21 protein-coding genes are annotated in these 21,036 nt (G+C 57.8%); 1 reads left to right on the forward strand and 20 read right to left on the reverse strand.

Going from position 1 to position 21,036, the window contains the following annotated elements; genetic code table 11:
• Positions 1-166: 166 nt before the first annotated feature.
• The 3 genes from M655_RS13990 to M655_RS14000 all read right to left on the reverse strand — a co-directional run bounded on the left by M655_RS13990 (position 167) and on the right by M655_RS14000 (position 2,943).
• Positions 167-1,087 carry a leucine-rich repeat domain-containing protein gene (locus tag M655_RS13990; RefSeq protein ID WP_007780882.1) on the reverse strand — a complete coding sequence of 307 codons (921 nt, stop codon included), beginning with the start codon at positions 1,085-1,087 and terminating at the stop codon, positions 167-169.
• A complete protein-coding gene (locus M655_RS13995; RefSeq protein WP_157797560.1) occupies positions 1,041-1,295 on the reverse strand; it encodes a hypothetical protein in 255 nt (84 codons plus the stop codon). The genes M655_RS13990 and M655_RS13995 overlap by 47 nt, the downstream gene beginning before the upstream one ends.
• A 178-nt stretch (positions 1,296-1,473) precedes the next feature.
• Positions 1,474-2,943, reverse strand: a complete 1,470-nt coding sequence (locus M655_RS14000; RefSeq protein ID WP_005831933.1) for a protein adenylyltransferase SelO — start codon at positions 2,941-2,943, stop codon at positions 1,474-1,476.
• A 121-nt stretch (positions 2,944-3,064) separates the two neighbouring features.
• Here M655_RS14000 and M655_RS14005 point away from each other — a divergent pair, with 121 nt between their 5' ends.
• Positions 3,065-3,607 carry a helix-turn-helix domain-containing protein gene (locus M655_RS14005; RefSeq protein WP_165328997.1) on the forward strand — a complete coding sequence of 181 codons (543 nt, stop codon included), beginning with the start codon at positions 3,065-3,067 and terminating at the stop codon, positions 3,605-3,607.
• Here M655_RS14005 and M655_RS28095 read toward each other — a convergent pair.
• The 17 genes from M655_RS28095 to sbnA form a co-directional block, all read right to left on the reverse strand.
• Complete coding sequence (locus M655_RS28095; protein ID WP_307723487.1) at positions 3,498-3,767, reverse strand: DUF6138 family protein; 270 nt, start codon at positions 3,765-3,767, stop codon at positions 3,498-3,500. The two genes, M655_RS14005 and M655_RS28095, sit on opposite strands and share 110 nt — an antisense overlap.
• Positions 3,694-4,323: a DUF6138 family protein gene (locus tag M655_RS14010; protein WP_025846738.1), complete on the reverse strand. Its 630-nt coding sequence runs from the start codon at positions 4,321-4,323 to the stop codon at positions 3,694-3,696. The genes M655_RS28095 and M655_RS14010 overlap by 74 nt, the downstream gene beginning before the upstream one ends.
• Positions 4,308-4,457 (reverse strand): hypothetical protein, encoded by a 150-nt coding sequence (locus tag M655_RS28100; RefSeq protein WP_283857771.1) that lies wholly within the window; start codon positions 4,455-4,457, stop codon positions 4,308-4,310. The genes M655_RS14010 and M655_RS28100 overlap by 16 nt, the downstream gene beginning before the upstream one ends.
• 347 nt (positions 4,458-4,804) lie before the next feature.
• On the reverse strand, positions 4,805-5,104 hold the full coding sequence (locus tag M655_RS14015; RefSeq protein WP_286085829.1) for a hypothetical protein: 300 nt from the start codon (positions 5,102-5,104) through the stop codon (positions 4,805-4,807).
• A 243-nt stretch (positions 5,105-5,347) separates the two neighbouring features.
• Complete coding sequence (locus M655_RS14020; RefSeq protein ID WP_286085830.1) at positions 5,348-5,497, reverse strand: hypothetical protein; 150 nt, start codon at positions 5,495-5,497, stop codon at positions 5,348-5,350.
• Between the two features lie 221 nt (positions 5,498-5,718).
• A complete protein-coding gene (locus M655_RS14025; protein WP_026557179.1) occupies positions 5,719-6,135 on the reverse strand; it encodes a transporter in 417 nt (138 codons plus the stop codon).
• A gap of 250 nt (positions 6,136-6,385) precedes the next feature.
• Positions 6,386-7,594 (reverse strand): MFS transporter, encoded by a 1,209-nt coding sequence (locus M655_RS14030; protein ID WP_026557178.1) that lies wholly within the window; start codon positions 7,592-7,594, stop codon positions 6,386-6,388.
• 279 nt (positions 7,595-7,873) lie between these two features.
• Positions 7,874-8,791 (reverse strand): ABC transporter substrate-binding protein, encoded by a 918-nt coding sequence (locus M655_RS14035; RefSeq protein WP_026557177.1) that lies wholly within the window; start codon positions 8,789-8,791, stop codon positions 7,874-7,876.
• Between the two features lie 298 nt (positions 8,792-9,089).
• Positions 9,090-9,890 carry a ParB N-terminal domain-containing protein gene (locus M655_RS14040; RefSeq protein ID WP_035422699.1) on the reverse strand — a complete coding sequence of 267 codons (801 nt, stop codon included), beginning with the start codon at positions 9,888-9,890 and terminating at the stop codon, positions 9,090-9,092.
• A 14-nt stretch (positions 9,891-9,904) separates the two neighbouring features.
• Positions 9,905-11,110, reverse strand: coding sequence for a type III PLP-dependent enzyme (locus tag M655_RS14045; RefSeq protein ID WP_025846725.1), 1,206 nt, complete (start codon positions 11,108-11,110; stop codon positions 9,905-9,907).
• On the reverse strand, positions 11,107-11,907 hold the full coding sequence (locus tag M655_RS14050; protein ID WP_005831916.1) for an HpcH/HpaI aldolase family protein: 801 nt from the start codon (positions 11,905-11,907) through the stop codon (positions 11,107-11,109). Before M655_RS14050 ends, M655_RS14045 begins: the two co-directional genes overlap by 4 nt.
• Positions 11,908-11,930: 23 nt before the next feature.
• Positions 11,931-13,775 (reverse strand): IucA/IucC family protein, encoded by a 1,845-nt coding sequence (locus M655_RS14055; protein WP_051353876.1) that lies wholly within the window; start codon positions 13,773-13,775, stop codon positions 11,931-11,933.
• The gene (locus M655_RS14060) at positions 13,772-15,619 is read right to left on the reverse strand and encodes an IucA/IucC family protein (protein WP_051353875.1); all 1,848 of its coding nucleotides are present in this window, start codon (positions 15,617-15,619) and stop codon (positions 13,772-13,774) included. The genes M655_RS14055 and M655_RS14060 overlap by 4 nt, the downstream gene beginning before the upstream one ends.
• The gene (locus tag M655_RS14065) at positions 15,616-16,860 is read right to left on the reverse strand and encodes an MFS transporter (protein ID WP_051353874.1); all 1,245 of its coding nucleotides are present in this window, start codon (positions 16,858-16,860) and stop codon (positions 15,616-15,618) included. The genes M655_RS14060 and M655_RS14065 overlap by 4 nt, the downstream gene beginning before the upstream one ends.
• Positions 16,853-18,736, reverse strand: a complete 1,884-nt coding sequence (locus M655_RS14070; protein ID WP_051353873.1) for an IucA/IucC family protein — start codon at positions 18,734-18,736, stop codon at positions 16,853-16,855. Before M655_RS14070 ends, M655_RS14065 begins: the two co-directional genes overlap by 8 nt.
• 25 nt (positions 18,737-18,761) lie before the next feature.
• Entirely contained in the window at positions 18,762-19,775 is a 1,014-nt protein-coding gene (gene sbnB, locus M655_RS14075) for a 2,3-diaminopropionate biosynthesis protein SbnB (RefSeq protein WP_035422698.1), read from the reverse strand.
• A gap of 36 nt (positions 19,776-19,811) precedes the next feature.
• On the reverse strand, positions 19,812-20,813 hold the full coding sequence (sbnA, locus tag M655_RS14080; RefSeq protein ID WP_277986642.1) for a 2,3-diaminopropionate biosynthesis protein SbnA: 1,002 nt from the start codon (positions 20,811-20,813) through the stop codon (positions 19,812-19,814).
• Positions 20,814-21,036 lie beyond the last annotated feature (223 nt).

A 21,036-nucleotide genomic window follows, 5' to 3' on the forward strand; every position in this document is an offset into this window, starting at 1 on the left:
ATCCGCCCCACAGAAACAAAGCTGCGGCACGGCGCTAGAAGTCCTCTACGCCTCTTGCAGACTCGACTTTTTCCCGACGATGCTGCGATTGTCCAGCACGAGCCAGAAGTTGTCTTCCTCGTAGCCCTTGACGATTCCCTGCACCGTACACAAGCACGCCCTCCCCCTACGACCGGACATACGCATGCCAAATCTCTTCTTCCTCATCCGTCATGTCGCCTGTCATGGAAGAAAAATCAATTTTTCGCGCAAAACGGTCTTTCAACCGGGCAAACTGCTGGTAGGAGGCCGTTATTTTTGCGAGCGAAGGTGATTTTCCAAGCGCTTCCAGGTTCCCCAGCTCGGGGCAATCGTTCAGTTCCAGCGTAAGCAGACTGCCCAGTTCGGCCAACGCTGAAATATCGCCAATCGCCGTCTTGTTCATCTTCACGCTTCGCAGCTTGCGGTTGTTTGGCAAAAACGCCAGATCGGGCAAGCGGACGTCCTCCAGGCGCAACATCTGCAAATTCACAAGCTGTGCCAGCGCAGCCAAGTCGCTCTCGCACGCGTCGCCAAGACCGACAATCGCAAGCTCTGACAACGAATGCAGCTCGCCCAGCTCGCGAAGCTGCTCTGCATCGGGACGGCTGAGCGCCAGGCTTTTCAGGCTCTTTGCCTGCTTGAGCGGGGCGAGGCTGCGAACGGGAGTGTGCGTCATATCCAGCTCCGCCAGTCTCGGCAGGCTGGCGAGAGGCGCCAAATCCGTGACGGCGGTTGCAGACACGTTCACCATTTGCAAATAAGCCAGACCTTGCAAGGGACGCAGATCGCTGAGCTGATTTTTCGGCACATACAGCCGTTTCAACTGCTGGCAGCCGCGGAGCGCTTCGATGGAGCGAATCTCGTTTGCGGTCAGCACCAGCTCGCGCACCTCGCGGCAATGCTGAAGCGGCGTCACATCGGTAATGCCTTCGCCAATAAACCGCAACTGCTTGGCATGCAAAAATACGTCAGCAGAGCCGCAGCCCCGCTCGATCCGCTCCTGCCAGCCCGCATCCAGACTACGGAGCCACGCTTGCGGATCGTGGACACCCGTATCGACGCGCATCGGCTGATAAACAGGCAGCTTTAGCTTGCGGATCGCGTCGAGAAAATGGATGGTGCCGCTCCGGCCATAGCTCCAGAAAAGCTGGTCGTCTTCCTGTTGGACGCTGTAGTTTTTCTCCTTCGCCGTGTCGCGGATGAAACGCCTCTGCCATCCCGGGAATATCTGCCCGCAGCAGTTCGATGATTTCCTGCATGAGTCGTTTCAGCATACAATCCGCTCCCGTCCCAATTGAATCAGCGTCCCCGGAAAAATACCGCCCGGGACGCTGGAATATTTTCTCTTTTCAACCAATCTATCTTAGCACAGGGAGCGGGAAAAAGAAAAAACCTCTGCTTGGGACAATCCCCAGCAAAGGTCTTCCGGCATCTTCCTGGCCGACTGGTGAATTACGTACCGCAATACGTCCGATACGGGCCGCACGAGTCTGGCGGCAGCGTGGCGTACTCGGCCTGCTCCGGCGAATGCGCGTAAGGATCGACAAGCGCGGCAACCAACCGTTCCAGCACGCTGTAGTCGCCCTCCTGCACGGCTGCCTCCAGGGCCGCTTCGACGCGATGGTTGCGCGGGATCAGAGCCGGGTTGCTCGCTTTCATCCGTTGCCGGACAGCATCGTCGGAGGGAGCATGGCGCTTTTGTCTTGCTTGCCACTTTTCCTGCCAGGCGGCGAACTCCGGCGCGGCAAACAACGCTTCGTCCCTTTGCTGATCGAACGTCAGGGCGAGGAACGAGTTCGTATAGTCCGCCCGATGCTTTTGCAGCAAGTTGAGCAGTTCTTCCATCAGCGCCACGTCGTCCGCTTCCTCGCCGAACAGCCCGAGCTTGGCCCGCATGCCAGCGAGCCAATTCCGGTAGTACAGCTCGCCAAAGCGGGAGAGCGCATCCTGTGCCACCTGAACCGCCTTGGCCTGGTTTTCATCCACGAGCGGCAGCAGGGCTTCGGCAAAGCGCGCCAGGTTCCAGACGGCGATTTGCGGCTGGTTGCCGTAGGCGTAACGTCCCTGGTAGTCAATGGAGGAAAAGACGGTAGCCGGATCGTACGTGTCCATGAAGGCGCACGGGCCGTAGTCAATCGTTTCGCCGCAAATGGACATGTTGTCGGTGTTCATGACGCCGTGGACGAACCCGACGAGCTGCCATTTGGCGATCAGCTCTGCCTGTCGGCGAATCACTTCCTCCAGCAACGCCAGATAGCGGTTGTCCTGCTCAGCAGCTTGCGGAAAATGTCTCTGTAACGTATAGTCGGCGAGCGCCCGCAGTTCCTCGTCGCTCCCCCATTGGGCCGCGTATTGGAAGGTGCCCACGCGCAAATGGCTGGAGGCGACACGCATAAGTACCGCGCCGGGCAGATCGTCTTCGCGGATGACGGTTTCTCCGGTCGTCACCACCGCCAGGCTACGGGTCGTCGGGATGCCCAGCCCGTGCATGGCTTCGCTGATGATGTATTCGCGCAGCATCGGCCCGAGTGCCGCCCGTCCATCGCCCCGCCGTGAGTACGGCGTGCGGCCCGAGCCTTTCCATTGCAGGTCAAACCGCTCGCCTTGCGGGGTAATGTGTTCGCCCATCAAGAGCGCACGCCCGTCCCCGAGCATGGTAAACTGTCCGAACTGGTGCCCGGCGTAGGCTTGGGCAATCGGCTTGGCGCCCGGAGGTATCCGGTTGCCTGCAAACACCTCCGCTCCCGCTTCTCCATCTAATGCATCGGCTTGCAAGCCAAGGGCAGCAGCCAGCGGACGGTTGAAAATGACGAGCTTGGGTGAGCGTACAGGGGTAGGGTTCAGTCTCGTGAAAAAAGTTTCCGGCAGAGTCGCATAGCTGTTGTCAAAATGCCAGCCTGCCTCTGGAATGGCTTGGGTCATCGTTTCCCATTGCTCCTTTTTTGGTCGGATTTGTCGCCTTCTGTTCATTTTACCAAAAGAGCACCCAAAAGCATGCACGGGATTTTGTCTGGACGGTCTGTTACTGACGCTGCGCTGCATTTTGAAAAAAGGATGCTGTGCCCCTGCCTGGTGCGGTATCGCGAAGCTTTTGCCGAGCGAGCGGGTTGCGGGCAAGTCTGTTTCCGCCTACATCGACGGTCTGCGCATGGACGAAGCCAAGCGCAAGCTGCTGGCTGGAGAGCGCGTGCAAGCGATTGCCGAAGCGGTCGGCTTTCACGACGTCTCCTATTTTTTGCGCAAATTAAAAAAAGTCGTTCCGGCCGGGATCAGCGCCTATTTGGGCAAGCACGTCTACTTGAAAAAAGTCGCGTCCTCATTGACCAAGATTCACAACTTCCCGTTTTCGCTCTCGGAAATCGTGCAGCTAAAACCAGAGCTGATTGTCACCGAGACGGAAGAATCGTTTGCGCGGCTGGGCAAAATCGCGCCTACCGAGCTGGTTCCGTACGGCAAACGCCACGCCTTTGACCTGCTTAACAATTGCTTATCGCAAAGCCCGCCAGCTCGGCTAGCAGTCCTGCCGTTTCTCCCTTTGCTTTGGCAGCCGCAGCCTGGAGCTTCTCCACGCCGCCCCAGACGATAAAGATGACGTGCTCCGCTTCATACGGCTCGCGAGCGCGCAGCAAATCGAGCAACACGCGGAGATTGGCCGTCTCCTCCAGCTCGGTCTTAATTTTCAGCTTCAGCGCGTCCGTTGCGTGCAGCAGGCACGCGACAAGCGTTGGCAGCGTCTCTGGATTCACGCCGTGCGTTTTTCGCGAAAGCGGCGGTGAACTGATTTTTCGCTGACTGGTGTTCTTCGTCAATCTTGCCCATGTAGTCCTCGACGAGCGAAAAATAGCGGCGGTCTGCCAGCCCGAGCCCGAAGACAGCGTAGCTGCCGGGCATGACGTTTTTCTCGTCGTCCGCATCGGCATACCACGCGAACTGTTCCATTGCCTCGCGCGCATAGTCCGCGAACAGCTCGGTCACATAAGCGGAAATGTTCGCAAGCAAACGCGCTCGTTTCTCCTGATCGACAGAATGGAAGATCGGCAGCTTCAGTTCGCCTGTGTCGGTCTGGAACTTGCCCCAAAACGAAAAGCGGTAGTCCAGCAGAGCGGGAGACGACAGACTGTCCAGCTTTTGTTTCACATAGGCGGCAAGCTGTGGCACGAGTTGTTCGCGGACGCAGGCTTCGGACAGCTCGGCGCTGCGCTGCCCGCTTCTGTGATTGGCTCCCGGCGTGTCAAAATCGAGGTCCCAGTCGTCCAGCGCCGTGATCGCCACGGTCGCTCTGTCGTTTACGTATTCGAGCATGGCAAAATCATGAATGCCTGCAGCGTGGTGCGGCCGACAATCGCATCGGCATCCTTTTCGCTAATGCTTGTAAGCCAGTTGTCAATCGCTCGTTTCATGGCCGCGCAAGTCGTTTCGAGATCAGAACCCATCACAGTCGTTTCAGCCTCCCATACGGATCGGGGAGCGAAACAATGCGCACGAACAAGAACGTACATTCGCTTCTCCTGTTTGTTTTTCATTATAGTAGATTCCAACCATTTTTCCAGGGAATGACAAAAAAACAGATCCAAATACCTACGTTAGCAAAAATGATTGCGTTTTTCCTTAACGTTCGCCTTTACAAGTAAGGACTACCGTTTCAAAAAGTATAACCCCCGTGATTTTTCTCACTCGAAGGCGGGGAGCGGGATAATAAGCGAATGTTATCAACACAACAAACAAATTTCGTTCGCTATTTCTTTGTGCGACAAGCAGCATTTGCGCTCCCTGCCATTATCTCTTAGGAAAGGCCACATTGCCTCTCACTCCCCTCTTTGCACCTTGCTGCGCAAGCGTCCACGATTTGCTTGGCTTGCCGCAAGCTGGCGATGTCTGTTTTCGAGAGAGCTACATCGCGGGGCAACGAACCTTTTTCCAGCAAAACTTCATCCATATACACGGCCAAAAGATCCAGTATTTTCCCTTCCATATACATACGGCGGATTTCCGCGCGATACGGGCAGCGCATGATTTCGTGGAGGATACGCTTGACGAGCGGCGTCATTTTCCGGTTGTCGTACAGCTTGTCGCGCGCTGCCATTCGGCTCTACTGCGCTTCCAGGCGGGGAATCGGCCACGCCTGCACGAGCTTGGGGCACGTCCAGCTTGACAGTCAAACAACGAAAGTGGCGCTCCGCTGCGAAATGACACGTACTGCTCGTCTCTGCTCTCCCGAATGCGATCACCTCACCGGGTGCGATGCCATGGTCCAGATGGGTGTCGTTCGAGCTCCAAAGCAAATTTTCATCCAGTCGTCCCGCTCCGTGCTCTTCATGCCAAACTCTTATCGGAAAACAATGTCGCAGATCATCACGTCCACCATGGCATTCAGGCTCGTCCGCTGCCAGCAGCCTGTGCCGACCTGCTCCGGGAGAACGACGGTTTGCTGGAACGATTCGTTCCGATAGAGAGCATTCAGGTTGCGAGCGCACAATGCTTGTCTACTACATTCTCGACCGCATACCAGTGTGCTGCTTGGTTCATACGCTTGTTTTCACCTCTGCGCTGGTTGTCTTGTCTGTTCAGAAAAAAAACTGCTCGTCTTGCTGCAAAACGACCCTGCTCTTGCCTGGAACGCTTGAGAGCGCGTGGGGGCGCATAGGAACGCTTGGCAACGCCAATAACCCCGCCGCTTGGACGGGATTATCGTCTGTTTTATTTCACCCGCCAGCCCTCCGCTTCCTGCTGCAAGCTCCACAAATTGGCATACAGTCCGGCTCTGGCGACAAGCTCGCTGTGGGTTCCTTCTTCTGCGAGGCGGCCTTGGTCCAGCACGATGATTTTATCCGCGTTTTGGCTCGTCTTCAGGCGATGCGCGACAGGATGACCGTTTTGCTTTTGACCAGCTCGTTGATCGCCTGCTGCGACGTGCTCGGCCAGCCGCACCCGGAGCTGGCAAAAAATCTGGAACGCCGCGACGTGCGAGCACATCAGCCCGACGTACAGCGCGAGCAATGCCCCGACCAGAGCGAGAAAAGCGACAACGCCCCAATACACGACCAGCTCCCGGTCGATGCCGGCAGGACTTTGCGCGTTTCTGAGCAGCTCCTCGACAATTTTGTACACCGCCACAAAAGGGGGCGATTTGCAGCAGGCTGGAGAGGACGGAAAAGATGCTGGCAGCGATCAACAGCCCTTTTTTCTCTCCGGCGATTTTCAACAGACCAGACATCTCCGACTCCGTACTCACAAAAGCAGCACTCCTTTCTCTTAAAGGACAGATCGGTAGGAACGATAATCATTATCACTAACATCTGAAAAACAGGACCCGCTCCCCAACTCGTTCGTGAGAAAACGGGTCCTTGCGACTTGCTTCGATTGCCTACTCCGAATGCTTTGTCGCCAGCACAGTTGTTGCAGGGGCGCTTTTGGCTTTGGTTACAAGCATCGTAATCGCCATCACCAGCACGACTACAGAGACGACGCCAAAAGGCAGATGCTTTTCCAACTGGTACAAGCTTGTGCTCAAAATCGGGGCAATGACAGCGGAAACTCCTTGCACGGCTCCCACCAGTCCGGCTACTCCCCCCTGCTGCTCACGCGAGACAGCAAGGGACGCGCCAGCCATGAAGCCGGGCATCATCAGCCCGGTGCCTACGCCAAACAGGAAGAAGGCTATGTAAAAACCGACGGCATGGATCACAAACAAAAACAGCGACGTTCCGGCAATCACCAGCAAGGAGCCGACCAAAATCAGCGAGCGCGGCTGCCATTTCGGATTTTTCATCTGCACTCCTTGGGTGAAGATCATCGCGATCCCGCTCAGCATCATCCCGAACGACAGCATCCGGGCCGTTTCCGTTGTCGTCAGTGACAACTGATCCTGGAAGTAAAACCCGCCGACGACCTGCAACGTGACGATGCTCATCATCGTAGCCAGTCCAGCGAACAAATACAGCCGCAAGCCTTTTTGGAACGGGTTCAGCTTGGGGGCTTTTTCCGTGACGATTGGCTTGTGCGGCGGAATCAACAGCAGCACGACGGCAAACGCGATGAGCGGCAGCAGCGCGCCGATGTACAGCGGCCAGATCAAGCCGATGAGCGCAAACACCCCGGCGATCGCAGGCCCCATCACCAGCCCCATGCCATTCGCGGCCCCGATCAGCGCCATCCCCGACGCCCGGCCTTTTTCATCGGTCACATCCGCCATGTACGCTTGCGCCGACGATGGAACGGCAGGAATAAACATCCCGACCATCCCGCGCGCCACGATGAGCAGCGTCACCAGCAGGCCGCCGCCGATGAGGTTCGCCAGCCCCGCATACATCGTGAGCGTAAACAACACGTAGCTGACGAACATCCCCAAAAAGCCAATCAAAATAACCGGCTTTCTCCCTTTTGTATCGCTCCATCTCCCCCACACTGGCGCCATGACAGCCATCGCGACAGAGCCCAGAGAAATGATTAACCCTGAATGCGTCTCACTCAGTCCTAATTCGCGAATCAATGGCGGCATGACGGGAGCGATAATCATCAAGCCAACCATTGCGACGAAAACGCTGAAAAAAATACTGACACGTACTCGTCCCATATTCTCTCTACTCCTTTCGTAACGTGCTGTCATCATCTTATGGAAAAATCGCCGGGCGCCACCACCTAAAGACGGAGCGAAACTACTGCAAAACGGATTTTTCTGTCGCAAATGCCATTCCACGGATTGGGGCGAGAACGGCGATTCATCTGGACCGCCGGACGGTACGCAACTTCCCGGCGCGTGCTATCGCGCTGTTTCGCTGCTGAAACGGCGGTCGTTCGCCCTGACTGTCCTGCCCGGAAATCAGGCAGTACGCTTTTTACTGCCCCCCAGCCGTTACTGGCGCTGCAAAATCTGGTTGCCCAGCTTGTCCAAAAGCTGCATCCGCCCGATCGCGGTGAAGGAATAGTTGTAGTTATCGACCTGGCTGATCTTGTAGACATGGCCGTTTTGCACCGCTTTGAGCCCTTTCCAGACGTTGCTGTCGCTCATTTTGTGCTCGCTGCTTTCCATCAGCAGCAAGTGATCCGGGTTCAAGGAAGACAGCGCTTCCAGGCTGAGTTCCATTCCGCCCCAATGCTCGGGCTTGGGGATACCTGTCGCCCGCTTTAGCCCGAAATCGTCGTAGAGCAGTTCGGCCAGGCTTTGCGGATACGTCTCGAGGATCGCGAACGTTTCTTCCTTGACGACGGGCGCGAGCTTCTGCTTCCATTCCTCCGCCTTTTTTGCGTACTCGCCCAGCCATTGGTCTTTTTTCTCCTGCTCTCCGAACAGGTCTGCCCAAAAGTTCAAACGATTGCGCCACTCATAATAAGGATGCGGAACCTGGACAGTCGGAGCGATTTTGGACAGTTGCTCGTACGAATCTTCGTTAAACAGCGCCCCCAATAAAATCAAGTCCGGCTCCACGGCCATAACGGCTTCCAGACTGATCGGCTCTCCGTACCAGCCGAGATTGACGACATCTTTGTCCAATCGATCCGCGATGGTCGGAGAAAACTGTTTGCGGTTGCCGTAATCGACGTTGCCGGATGCGATTGGCTCTATCCCCAGCAAAAGCAGTTCCTCCGTCGAGCCGGAAAGGGCGGCGATTCGCTTCGGCTTCACCGGAATGCTTATGACATCCCCGTTCGGGTTCACGATCTCTTTGCGCGCGGATGCGCTCTCTCCCCCGCTTGCTTGCGGACTACCGCAGCCTGCCAAGAGCAAAGCCAGGCAACCCACTGCGGCCAAGGCCCTCGCCAGTTTCTTCATCTCTCTTTTGCCCTCCTTATGATGTACTTTTGGTTCGCGGTTCGCTGGTTCGCTGCGCAAGGCGAAAACCCCGATCACGAACTACTTTCTCACACTCGCCTGCGGCCCGGACAGTCAAATCGGGAGGAACACGATACAAAAACGGATTTTGTTGCGCACAGGGATGCCCTCAGCAAAAAAAAACACCAGCTCGATTGGCTGGTGTCTTTGGGACTTGGCTTGCGATTGTTGATGCCTCTGGACTTTGCTTGCGCCCGCCCTGCTGGCACAGTCGTTTCATCCAGAGGCGATGTCGAACCTAAATCTGCTGCGGCACTTTCATAAATTCTTTTTCGTTCAAATAAACCGTCTCGGCGTACAAGCGCAGCGAGCTTGCCCAATGCTGCCTGTATGCCTCCCACTCCTGCTCGTCAAAGCGCGGGTCAAGCAACAGCGAGAGCGGAATTTTCAGGTTCAGCAGCCTTCCGCTTATCAAAAACCGGGTGACGCCCGCTGGCATGACGTGTCCTTGGGTTACGATTGTTTCGATTTCTTCCATCGTATAGGGGCGATAGCGCAGGCAAACCATGTCTGCTTCGGGCAGCACCTTCATCCCGTGTGGAATCCGGCGGACGGGATAGCTGCTGCTGTACGATTGGACAATTTGTTGCCACAGCCGCAGTCTATGCGTGCTGCCTGCGCCGTCCTCGCTTGCCGATACATAGTTTTTGCTGCCGTCTGCATAGACGATTGTAGCGATGTGCGCTTGCTCCCCCTGCTGCTCTTCCTTCCATGAGAAGGCGTCATGCTGGAGCAGCCCATTCAGCCATGGCCTGAACGGAACCAGATGTGCCCATGCCTCCAACTGGTAATCGGCATCTGTTACGACTTGCACAGGAATCCGGCGGCAGCCGATTTTTTGCAAGGCGGCCGTGCGGTGTGCTCCGTCCAAAATCAGGTATCTGCCGTCCTGCATGCGCCTGGCTATCGGCGGGTGAAGCAGCATCCCTTGCTGCGAGATCGACTGGCACGTGTCGTCCAATCGGTTTGGCTCATGGTCTTCGTGCAGGCAGACCTGATCGCTGTCAACGACCTGGATGGAAGACAAAACATGGTTCACTCTTTTATTCCTCCTCAAGCTAGAATGCCGGCTTGCTCCACATAAATGTGGTCAGGGTGCGGATGGCTGAGAAAATCGTGGTGGGAAATCGCCCACCCGTACGCTCCTGCATACTGGAAGCAGATGATGTCGCCTACCCGCAGCGACGGTACAAACACGTCGCTCGCCAGCACATCTTTTGGCGTGCAAAGCTGGCCGACTACGGTAAGCGGGCCATTTTCATGCCGCGTGCGCTCGTACGGGTACTCCCATTTTTCCGTCGGAATGACCGTAAACGGATGGCTGTGCTGCCACGAGGACGGGAGGCGGAACTGATGGGTCCCGCCGCGGATGATGGCGTATGTTTTCCCGTGATTTTGCTTGATATCCAGCACTTCTGCCGCATAGTAGCCGGAAGCGGCGGTCAAGTAACGGCCGCATTCGAACAAGACGTGCCGGACCGGAAGCGCAGCGCTGTCCAATAGCGCGGACAAGCCCTGCACAAAGGCCGGCCAGTCAAACTGCTGCTGCAAATCCGCGTAGTTGACCCCGATCCCGCCCCCGGCGTTCAGGTACGAAATGTCCAGGTCAAACAGCGCCTGCCACTTGGCTACGATCTGCAAATAGTACGCGACAAGCTCAACGTGCTTGCCCGCATCCAGATTGTTGGACAGCGAGTGGAAATGGAAGCCTTGCAGCTTCACGCCCTCCAGCGCAAGCGCGAGGCGGATCGCCTCCGGTACGAGCGACTCGTCGATTCCGAACTGCGTCGGCCGCCCCGCCATGGCAAGCGTCGCGGAAGGAAACGGCCCGCGCAAGTTCACCCGCAGCAAAATCGGGACCGTCACCCCGTGTTTTCGCGCCAAAACGTCCACGCGCCGCAGTTCGTTGAGACTCTCGACGTGAATCAGGCTGACGCGCTGCCGAATGGCTCCCTCGATCTCTTCGTTTGTCTTGCCCGGGCCGCCAAACAAAATCGGAACGTCCGCAGATACCGCCCGCACTTTGTCCACCTCGCCGAGCGAAGCGACTTCGAAGCCGCGCACGTAAGGCAGGAGCGCGCGCAAAATTTGCGGCTCGGAGTTGGCCTTGATCGCGTAAAAAAGCTGGCATGCGGCTGGCAGCGATTCTGCCCTCGACGCGACATGGCTTCTCAGGTGATCCAGATCGTAGAGATAGGCGCAAAAAGGCTTGGCGCTGCTCTGTTGTGTCCGCTTGATATACTCGATGACTCGACTCATAGCCTCTCTCCCTTTTCCTTGCGTTGCTGCTCTTTGTCGCGCATCGTGCCGAGCTGATGGCGCAGCGCCCGAAACGCGATGCCCCGCTCATCGCCCAGCACGTAGGCGCGAACGCCTTTTTCGAACCATTCGTCCATGTCCTCTGCTGCGCGCGGAATGGCGCAGTACGGCACGCCACGGCTGAGAGCGGCTGCCTGCACGGATTGCAGCGCGGTTTTGACCAGCTCGCCGCGCGTGTCCCACGGCCTGCCGTACGATTGGGACAGATCCGCCGCTCCTTCCAGCACCATGTCAATGCCTGGCACATCCAAAATGTCCGTGATCCGCTCGACGCCTGCCCTGCTCTCGATCATCGGGACGACCATGATTTCCGCATTGGCCCGCTCCAAATAAAGAACGAGGTCGTTTTTGCCAAACGCGCCAGGCCGTCCGCTGTTCAGGCTCCGCGTACCGAGCGGATAGTAGCGGCTGCTGCGGACGATTTGCTCGGCCTGCTCTCTGCTCTCGACGTGCGGCACGACGATTCCTTGCGCGCCGCTGTCCAATGCCCGCAAAATCGTGCCGGGCAACGCATTCGCCACGCGCACCAACGGGGTAATTTGCGCAGCTTCCGCGGCCCGGATCATGTTTTCCAACGTCTCCGGATTGACGAGGACGTGCTCGGTGTCAATGATGACGAAATCGTATTCGGCGCAGCCGATCATCTCGACGACGACTGGCGCTGGTATCGAGCAAAACAGCCCGTACACGGTTTTGCCTTCGCGCAGCTTGCGTTTCAGTGTATTTTCCTTCAGCAATGCCTCTCTTCTCCTTTTCGTTTTTAACGGTGCGCTCTATTGTCAGCCAAAGGATTCGGCACTTTGTGCACGCGCAGCTCCGTGTCCGGGAACAGCCTGCGTTTGGCCAGTTGCTCGACCTCAATCGCAGGCGCAAACAAGTCGAAAAGCGAGAAGCGCTCCGCCAGATGCGGGTGGCGCTGTTGGTACGCTTCCAGCACGTGGCGCACCAGCCCCCAGAAGCGCTTTTCGGAAAAGCCGAAAGCATCTGCCATCAGCAGCGCGAGTTCGCCTATATTAATGAAGAAAAAGGCATCGTGCATAAAGTCGCGAACCAGGGCGAGATCGTCGGTTTCAATAAACGAGTTGCGGTTCACGCGGGCGTGATAGGCTGGCGTGCCGAGCAAAGCCGGGCAGCTTTCCGGTGCCTGAAGATGCTTTTTCGAAAAGCGGATGCCGTCGTGAAAGTCTTTCAGCGCGACGCGTACAGGCATGCCTTCCCGGTGGAGCAGCACCATGTTTTGCGCGTGCGATTCCAGCGCGATTCCGTGCGCGTAGAGCATGTGCGCGATCGGCAGGACGCTTGCCTCAAACAGCCGCATAAGCCATGCCTCTGCCCCGTAGCGCTCGATCCACGGTGCGATCAGCGGGCGGCCGTTGCCGTCGAGGGAGCAAAGTCCGTTGAAGGGCAGCGCCTGCTCGCCGGGTTCCAGGTACGGATGCAAGCTCTCCCGCCAGATGCAACCGAGCACGCCGTACGTTTTCGCCTGCACGAGCGCCGCATGCGGCGGGGCGTCGTACGCAATTCCCATCCGTTCACGCAAGAGCACGACGCGGGCTTCGTCCCGCAAAAACGCATCCGACTGGACGATTCCGTGCAGCCAGTCGGAAATGACCGGAGCATTCGCGACCGTGTGCGGAGCGAGAATCCGCCCTGTCGACGTGTTGATGAGGCTCATCGCCAGTTTCACGTAAGCTTTGCGCGGGGCGCTGACATTTGCCAGCGTGCGGATGGACTGCTGCGCCCGATAAGCGTCTTGTGCCGGACCAAGCAAAATCACGCGGTTGTTGCGCAAATCTTCCAGAAGAGCCGTAGTCGCGATGTTTTTCCACTGCCATGGATGGACCGGGACAAACCAATAGTTTTGCGGATCAAGCCCCCTGTCGCAAATCACTTGGGAAAACGCGGCAACCTGCTGCTCGCCCAGCTCTTCTTGGAGCAGGCGCTCATACTCCAGTTGCGCCGAGATGGCGAAACGGGTGTGCTTTTTCGCTACCGCGAGCCAGAGCAAGGTCAGCTCCTCTTTGAACTCGGGACCGTATTGGTAATTGTCGGCGTAGTCAAAGCCGATTCGCGATTTATAGCTCGGATGGTACGGATGTCCGTCCATAATCTCGGCTTCCAGCGCGTCGTAATCGCGCAAGGAAAAGGAGCTGCCCTGCAACTGGCGCTCGTACTGGGCCAGCGTGTCCTTGAGCTGCGTATGCTCCAGCTCGTGGATGAACGCGGTCAGTCGGCCTTCATCTGCTCCGGTCGCGTGGCGCACCTCCAGCAAAAATTGGGCGAACGACTGGGCCTCTTCGCTCTTTTCTTCGGCTACCCGCAAGATCGGGCCGTCGGACAGACGGATGCGCCCGAAGGTGAAGCGGCGCTGCCCGCGGCAAATGTAGGTGACAGCCTTGCCCTCTTCTGTCTGCCCGGCGATGCGAAACACTGTTTCGCTGCCGTCCTCATTGGTGACGGCCGGAATTACGCCTTCGTAGAGCAACGCTTCGAGCAACTGGCGAAAAATTCTTCGCCGCACCCGAACGTATTGCTCGGACTGGATCGCGGCTTCCACGGTGGCAGCCTGCTTGGCAAAATCGTTTGGAGCTTGTGTCTGCTTCATACTTTCCTCCTCGATTGCGCCAGCGGATTAGGAACGGGGACGTAGAGCGGTCTTTCCCCGCGCCGCTGGAAGCTGCTGATAAAGTTCGCTTTGGCGGGCAGCGTCTCCGACTCCAGCAAGTTTTCGAGCAACGCCTGTGCCTCGGGGAAAAAGTCGGCGGAGCGGATCACGTCTCCCACGATGTGCCACAGCTTTTCCTCCGGAACCGAGCTGCCATGCGCCAACGTGCAGACGAGATGCCCGACATGGTTGACGATGACGTAATATTGGAAGCGGCTCCACGCTTCTTCCTCTGCGTACAGAACCGGGCTGTTTTCACTCAGGCAGCGGCCGAACATGTCTTGCTCGCGGGCGCGCTCCCGGCTGATGCTGACGCCTTCCAGATCGCGCACGTAAAAATGGACGGGCCAGCCGTCGCGCAAAGCGACCATCGAGTTTTGCACGTGCGCCTCCATGCTGACCCCGTGCCGCACAAACAGGCGCAATAGCGGCACGAGCGATATGTCGAGATACTGCCTCAGCCACTTGTCCAGCCACGCGGACAACGCAAGATGCGGCTGCTTTTTCGCCGACTCCCGCACCGCGTCCATGATCGGCGGCCACACGGAATGAGGCGGTTCCTCCAACGCGGACGCGACGACGATTGGCAGGTCCTGATCCAGCGGAAGCACGACGGGATTTTCCCGAAAAATCGCCGCGAAGCTCTCGATCAGCTTTTCTTGTTCTTCCGGCGTTGCCGCTTGCGGCGCAATCGTGCGGTACCCTGCTTCCTGCAAAATCGTAAAGGCTTTGTCCTGCACCACGGGAGCCAGTTTTGCCATGACGCGGCTGGCGTCCATCGTTCGCTCCAACTGATCGAGCGGATTGACCCGAATGAAATTCGTGATCCTGACGTTCAGCGGCAGCTTGAAAAAATAAGCGTGATTCGGGTCCCAGACTGTTCGAACGGACGAAGTCGCATACACCTTGGCTCCAAGCGGCCCGAGATCGACGAGCAAGCCGCTTTCCAGAAGACTCTGCACGCTCGGCCAGCTTTTTACGTGCTCGGCCTGCCACGGATGGCACGGCAGCAGACGGTATGACTGCTGCGCTGCCGTCAGCTTGCTTTTGGCCGCTTCGCTCACCGCCGCCGGAATCCAGTCGTGGGCATGCGGCTGGTCCGTCAAGCTCACTTCCCGGACAATCTCGGGCGCGCACGCGAAGTAATGCAGGACAAAGGAAGCGCCCAGCTCCGGCGCGTACCGCGTCATGTCGTCCGCCGTAAAGCCTTGCGAGCTTTTCGGCGTCGGGTGAAACGGATGGCCGTACACCATCGCCTGTTCAGCGGCAAAAAACCGTTCGATTCCCTCCCGCAGCATCAGGGCGCGCCCTTCTCGCAAGCTGTACTCCACGTATGTGTTCGTCTTTTGCACGGAATTTTCGACCTGCACGAGCAACGTCTGGACCAGCTCCGTTTTCGGCAGCGAAGGCGGCGCCGACTCTGCCAGCTCGTGCAGCAGCGCGGAAGCCAGTGTGCTTGCCGTCAAAACGGGCGTGAGCTCCTTTTCCTGTCCTCCTGCCTGCCGCAGCCAGAACGAATGACCGTACCGATGATGGCCGAAAGCCGAAAAATAGGTGAGCGAGCCGACGATTTCCACCGCGGTCGCGGGCAGCTTCACTCGCATCGGCAAACCTTCTGCCTGCAGGTGCGAAACGATGTCCGGCGGCAAGTCGGCGAGCGCACCGCCCTCTGCGCGCACGGTCGGGTCGAACACCCCTGTCTCTCGCAAAAACGCGTTGAAAAGACGCTCGATTGCTGCTGTCTCAGCCTGATTACGTCTGTTTGTCACGGTGTCTAGTGTCACTCATTCTTCACCTCTTTGGGATGATAAGGTAGTGCAGCGTGGGCCAGCCGCTGGCGGGGAGCCGTGAGCGCAAGCCAGCCCGCTGCGCTCAAAAACGCCAGCCCCATCGCCGCGAACGCCCATTCCAGCGGAAGCAGGGCACCGAATCCGGCTCCCAGCAACGAACCGATGATTTGGCCGATGGTCAGCGTAGAGTTCGCCAGTCCGATGTAGACGCCGCGGCGATTCTCCGCAGATTCTAGCGTGACCACGAGAAAGATCGACTGCACGAGCGCAGCGAAGCAAAAGCCTTGCAGCGCCCGAAGCGGCAACAGCCAGATGACGTCAGCCGGCCACGTTTGCAAAACGATGCTGACGCCGCAGCCAAGCAGGGCCACGCACACATTTTTTTCGATGCGCTTCCTGTCGTTGCGCCGCCCCCACCACGGAGCGGCGAGAAAAGTCGCACTCCAGGTCACGGCCTGTAGCACCCCCACCCAGGAAGCCGCGTACGCGCTCCCGACGATTCCTTCCACGTGGGGCGCAAAGATCGCGACCAGGCCGTACACGCCAAACTGGGCGAGCATTCCGGCTACGAGCATGTTGCGGATTCGGGGGTGACGCAGCATCTCCTGGGACGCATGGGCAATCGGCAGCTTTTCGCGACTCTCGAGGTTCCTGCCGCTCGCTGGCTCTTGCAAGACCACTGCCGCCGCTACACTGCACAGCGCAGTGAACAGTGCGCTCCACAAAATCATCGTCGCAAGCCCGAACCAGTCGGAGAGCAGCCCGCCGATGAGCGGACCTGTCAGCGAGCCTGCGGCCGTCGCGCTTTGCAGATTGCCCAGGGCGCGGCCTTTCGTCCCTTCGCTCGCCTGTGCCCCGGCAAAAGCGGCGGCGGCATCGACGACACCGCCAAAAGCGCCTTGCAGCAGCCGCGCCAATACAAACACGAGCGGCGAGCTTGCCAGCCCCATCCAAAGTAAACTGATGGATATACCAGCCAATGCACGCACAACCATCCACTTTTTCCCTACCTGATCGCCGTATCTTCCCCAGAGCGGAGAAAACAGGCACATCGTCACCGCCGGAGCGGCCAGCGCCACACCCGTCCAGATCCGGTTTGCTTCGGGAAGGGTTGCGCCCAGCTCCGCCATGTAAAAAGGGAGCAACGGAACGATGATGGTCAAGCTGCACGTAGAGAAAAACTGCCCCGCCCACAAAATCCGAAAGCTGCGGGCAAACGAAGTCGCGCTACTCATCTGCCGCTTCGAGCTGCCTCAACGGATTGCTGGTGCTGCCTACCCCGGCAGGCATGCTCCCTCCGCCGGAATCGGTGCGCTGCAACAGCGGCGTCAAGAGCAGGCGAATCGGCCATGTATCCGCCTCCAGCAGTTGCGTCTTCCAGACGTCTCGCGCTTGCTCCGGCAGCCCCTCTTCACCCAGCGATTCGCGCACGACTGACATGATTACGCGCCAGAAGGCAGCTTCCTCGATGGCGTAAGCGGTCATCAAGGCATCCGCAATGGCATATAGGTTGACTTGCACCCCGAGCGTCTGAAAATAGGAGAGCAGCTTCTCCGGCGTCTCGTTGATGAGACTGTTCGGCGTGCCGGGCTTGATGCGATAGGCCGGCTCTTGCAAGCCTGCCGCCGCAAGCCACGGCAAATGCAGCCGGATCGTGTCGTGGTCGCGCAGCAAAAGCCCGGTTGTCTGGTGGTCGCGCACGATCAAAAGCACATTTTGCCCGTGAATTTCCGGCATGATCCCGTAGCAAAACAAGCGCAGCGACGTGTCGATCAGCATGTGGCAAATTTCCCGGAACAATTGCAAAACTTCCGCCACACCTGCGTCTTCCCCGTAGCGTGCCCGCAGCCATGCGGCAAACACCGGGTTTTTCCCTTGCGGATCGACGACGGCCAGGCCGGACATCGGGATCAGTTGTACAGCATCGTCACGGAGCAGATCGGCGGGGTATTCGCGAATCAGGCACGCCAGATGTCCAGGCTTATCCGCAAACGGATCGGCCGCCGCATCATGGTACCCCCACCAGTTCGTTTCGTCGCACAGGCGCAGCCGTTGTCTCAGCCGCTCGTCTTTTTCCGCGACGCTCACAAGCAATTGCTGCCCCTTCGCTCCGTTGTACAAATAGCGCGGCGGCAACAGTCGCAGTGCGCCCAAGGAATATATGCCGATCGGCACCTTGACGTGATAGCGTTGGCGGCCTGCGGGAACCAGCGCCCGCACGGATGAAGTCGGACGGAACGCGCCCAATCCCCGGACGACAGGCACGCATATGCGCTGCGCCAGCTCTTCGCGGTAAAAGGCGGGCAAGACGTGGTCCGTCTGCCATGGATGAACAGGCATCAGCAAGTAGCGCTGCTCGTCAATTCCCGCTTCGCGTGCCGCCTGACGCAAGCGCGCTTTTTCTGCTTCGTCCAGAATAAAGTCGGCGACATCCTGCGCGGTACTCGCCTGGACGTAGTCGCGGCGGACAGCGAGCCAATCCAGCCCAAACGCTCGCCCATACTCGGCGCTGTACGTGCGGTAGTCCTCGTCGCTCCAGCCTCTTTTCGCCCGTGACGTCGGGTGGAAGGGGCGGTCCCGCATGGCGGAGAAGCGCTCGGCTTGCAGAAGGGCTGCGTCGTCGCTTTTTTGTTCGCTCTGTTCCAGACTGGTGCTGGCCTGCATGGACAAAGCCGTATGGCGAATCGAATCTCGCAATTCCTGTTGAAAGTCTTGCAAATTGGGCATGCTTGCCTGCCGCTCAACCGCAGAGAGCGCATCGGCGAACCGTTGCATGAACGAGATCGGGGTCAGCTCCTGCACGCTGTTTGCCCGCTGATCGACCAGCACGGCGGGCAGCCTGCTTAGTTTGTACGGCTGGATAAACGGCGCGGCTTTGACACGAACGACCAGGCTGCGCTCATCGCCGAGCGGAAGGCGCAAGTACTGCTCGCCCTCGCCAAGCTCGCTGCACTCGTGCGCGGCAGGCCCCGGCCACGTGCGCTCGATGCGTGCCCGATCGAGCAATCCGGCCAAATTTTCCTGCAACAGCGCATTGATGAGGTCGCAAAAAACAAGTTGCTCGGCTCTGTGCAAAAGCGGGTGCTCTTTTTCCAGCAAATCAGCTTCCATCACTAGCTTCTCTCCTCTCGCTCCGTTACAGAGGCAGCCGGGTTCCTACGTTTTCTGCCACCGCTTTTTGGTAGATTTCATAGGCACTCGAAATATCTTCGACCGCCATCCCCATCGGATTCAAGAGAATGATCTCTTCTGCGGATTCGCGACCCGCTTTTTTCCCCAGCAAAATTTCTCCCAGCTCCGCGTGCAGTTGCTCGCGGGAAAACGTTCCTTCCAGCACGAGCTGGTTAATCACTTTTTTCTCCCGGTTCGACTGATCCCAGTCGTCTACCACGACTTTGTCTGCCTTGAGAAATACTTCTTTATGTACATCCATAATCGAGATGTTGCTGACAAACGCTCCTTTTTGCAGCCACTCAAACGGAATGTACGGCTGGTCGACCACCGTGCACGTAATGACGACTTCCCCCGCACGCACCGCCTGCTCGGCGCTCGTAGCGATGACGACCTCCACAGCCGGCGCTTTCTCGCGCAATTGGTCGGCTAATCGGCGAGCCGCATCGCTATTTAAGTCAAACAAATAGATCGACGTAATCTGCGGGAACTGCTCGAGCATGGAGCGAAGCTGTGTGCTGGCGATGACGCCGCAACCCATGCACGCTACCGTCTGAAAATCTTTTTTGGCGAGATAGCGCGCCCCGATCACGGTAACGGCAGCCGTACGCATCGCGCTAATCAGGCTCGTTTCCATGACGGCAATCGGATAATTGCTGACCGGGTCGTTCAGGATGATTAATCCGCTGGCCCGCTCCAGTCCCCGCTTGCTCGGGTTGTCGTGCTTGCTGCCAATCCATTTCAGCCCGGAGACAGGCGCTTCGCCGCCGACATAAGCCGGCATCGCGATGATCCGGTCGGCAATATGGCCGTTTGCTTCATTGACACGCAAGTACGGCTTCAGCGGCTGGACAAAATCGCCTTTTGCATGCAGCTCCAGCGCCCGCGACACGGCCGTGACGTACAGATCGGAGGAATCGCCTCCCAGTTGGGCAATATCAGACTTGGACAAATACAAGATAGATGGTTGAGTGGACATCGTATGTTTTCGCTCCTTTTTGTGCCTTTATACCGTTTATACCGTTACGGCTGGCTTGTTCAGTTTTTCGACCCAGGCTTCGTCGTACACACTGTCGAGATAGCGCTCGCCTCTGTCCGGCAAGATCGTCACGACGCGCGAACCGGCAGGCAAGGTGGCAATGATTTTTTGAATCGCCGTGATGACAGAGCCGGACGAGCCTCCGGCAAAAATGCCTTCGGCGGCGAGCAGCTCCCGGCACCCGCGCACGGATTCGCTGTCATTGACAAAAATGACGTCGTCGATTTCCTCCCGCCTGAACAGCTCGGGAACGCGGCTCGAACCGATGCCGGGCAGCTCGCGCGGCGCAGGTGGCGCTCCGAAAATGACCGAACCGACAGCATCTACCGCGATCACTTTCAGATTCGGGTTCGCTTCCCGCAGTCTTCTCGCGGTGCCGAGAATGCTTCCCGTCGTGCTTACAGCCATGACGAGGTAGTCGACTTTGCCGCCTGTCTGCTCCACGATTTCGCTCGCAGTACCGTGGTAGTACGCCTTCCAGTTGTTTTCATTCGCGTATTGGTTGATCCAATAGGCATTCGGTATCGTTGCCACCAGTTCTTTTACGCGCTTGATCCGCGTTTTCAAATAGCCGCCCTGATCGTCAGGCTCCTGCACCATTTCAATGTTGGCGCCAAGCTGCTTGATGATCGTCAGGTTCGTCTTCGTGATTTTGGGATCGACGACGCACGTAAACGCAAGTCCGTACACCCGCGCAATCATGGAAATGGCAATCCCGAGATTTCCCGAGGTGCTCTCGATCAAATGCGTGTCTTTATGGATGGTGCCGTCTCGCAATCCTTGCTCGATGATGTAACGCGCTGGTCGATCTTTCATGCTCCCGCCGGGATTCATCAGCTCCAGCTTGGCGAAAACTTCAACCTCGTGCTGCGCGAACAGACGGCTCAGCTTGACTAAAGGCGTGTGACCTACGCACGAAACTATAGAATCAGAAGCGGTCCTTCTTTCACCAGTTACTTCCAGGTTAGATCGAATCACCACAGGCACCTTCTCCCTTTCCTCTTGCGACAATGATAATCATTATCGTTATATAAATGTTGCAAATACATGATATTTGATAATGATTCTTAATGTCAATTAGGAAAATGGTATTTTTTTCTTCCAAGATTCGACGTCTTTCTCCCTGTTTGGACAACTGCCTGGAACACGCCAAAGAAGCCCTTTTTCTGCGCGTATCAAGGGCTGCCCTCCCCGTTTTCTA

Source organism: Brevibacillus sp. NSP2.1 (assembly GCF_000470975.2).
Lineage (GTDB): Bacteria > Bacillota > Bacilli > Brevibacillales > Brevibacillaceae > Brevibacillus > Brevibacillus agri.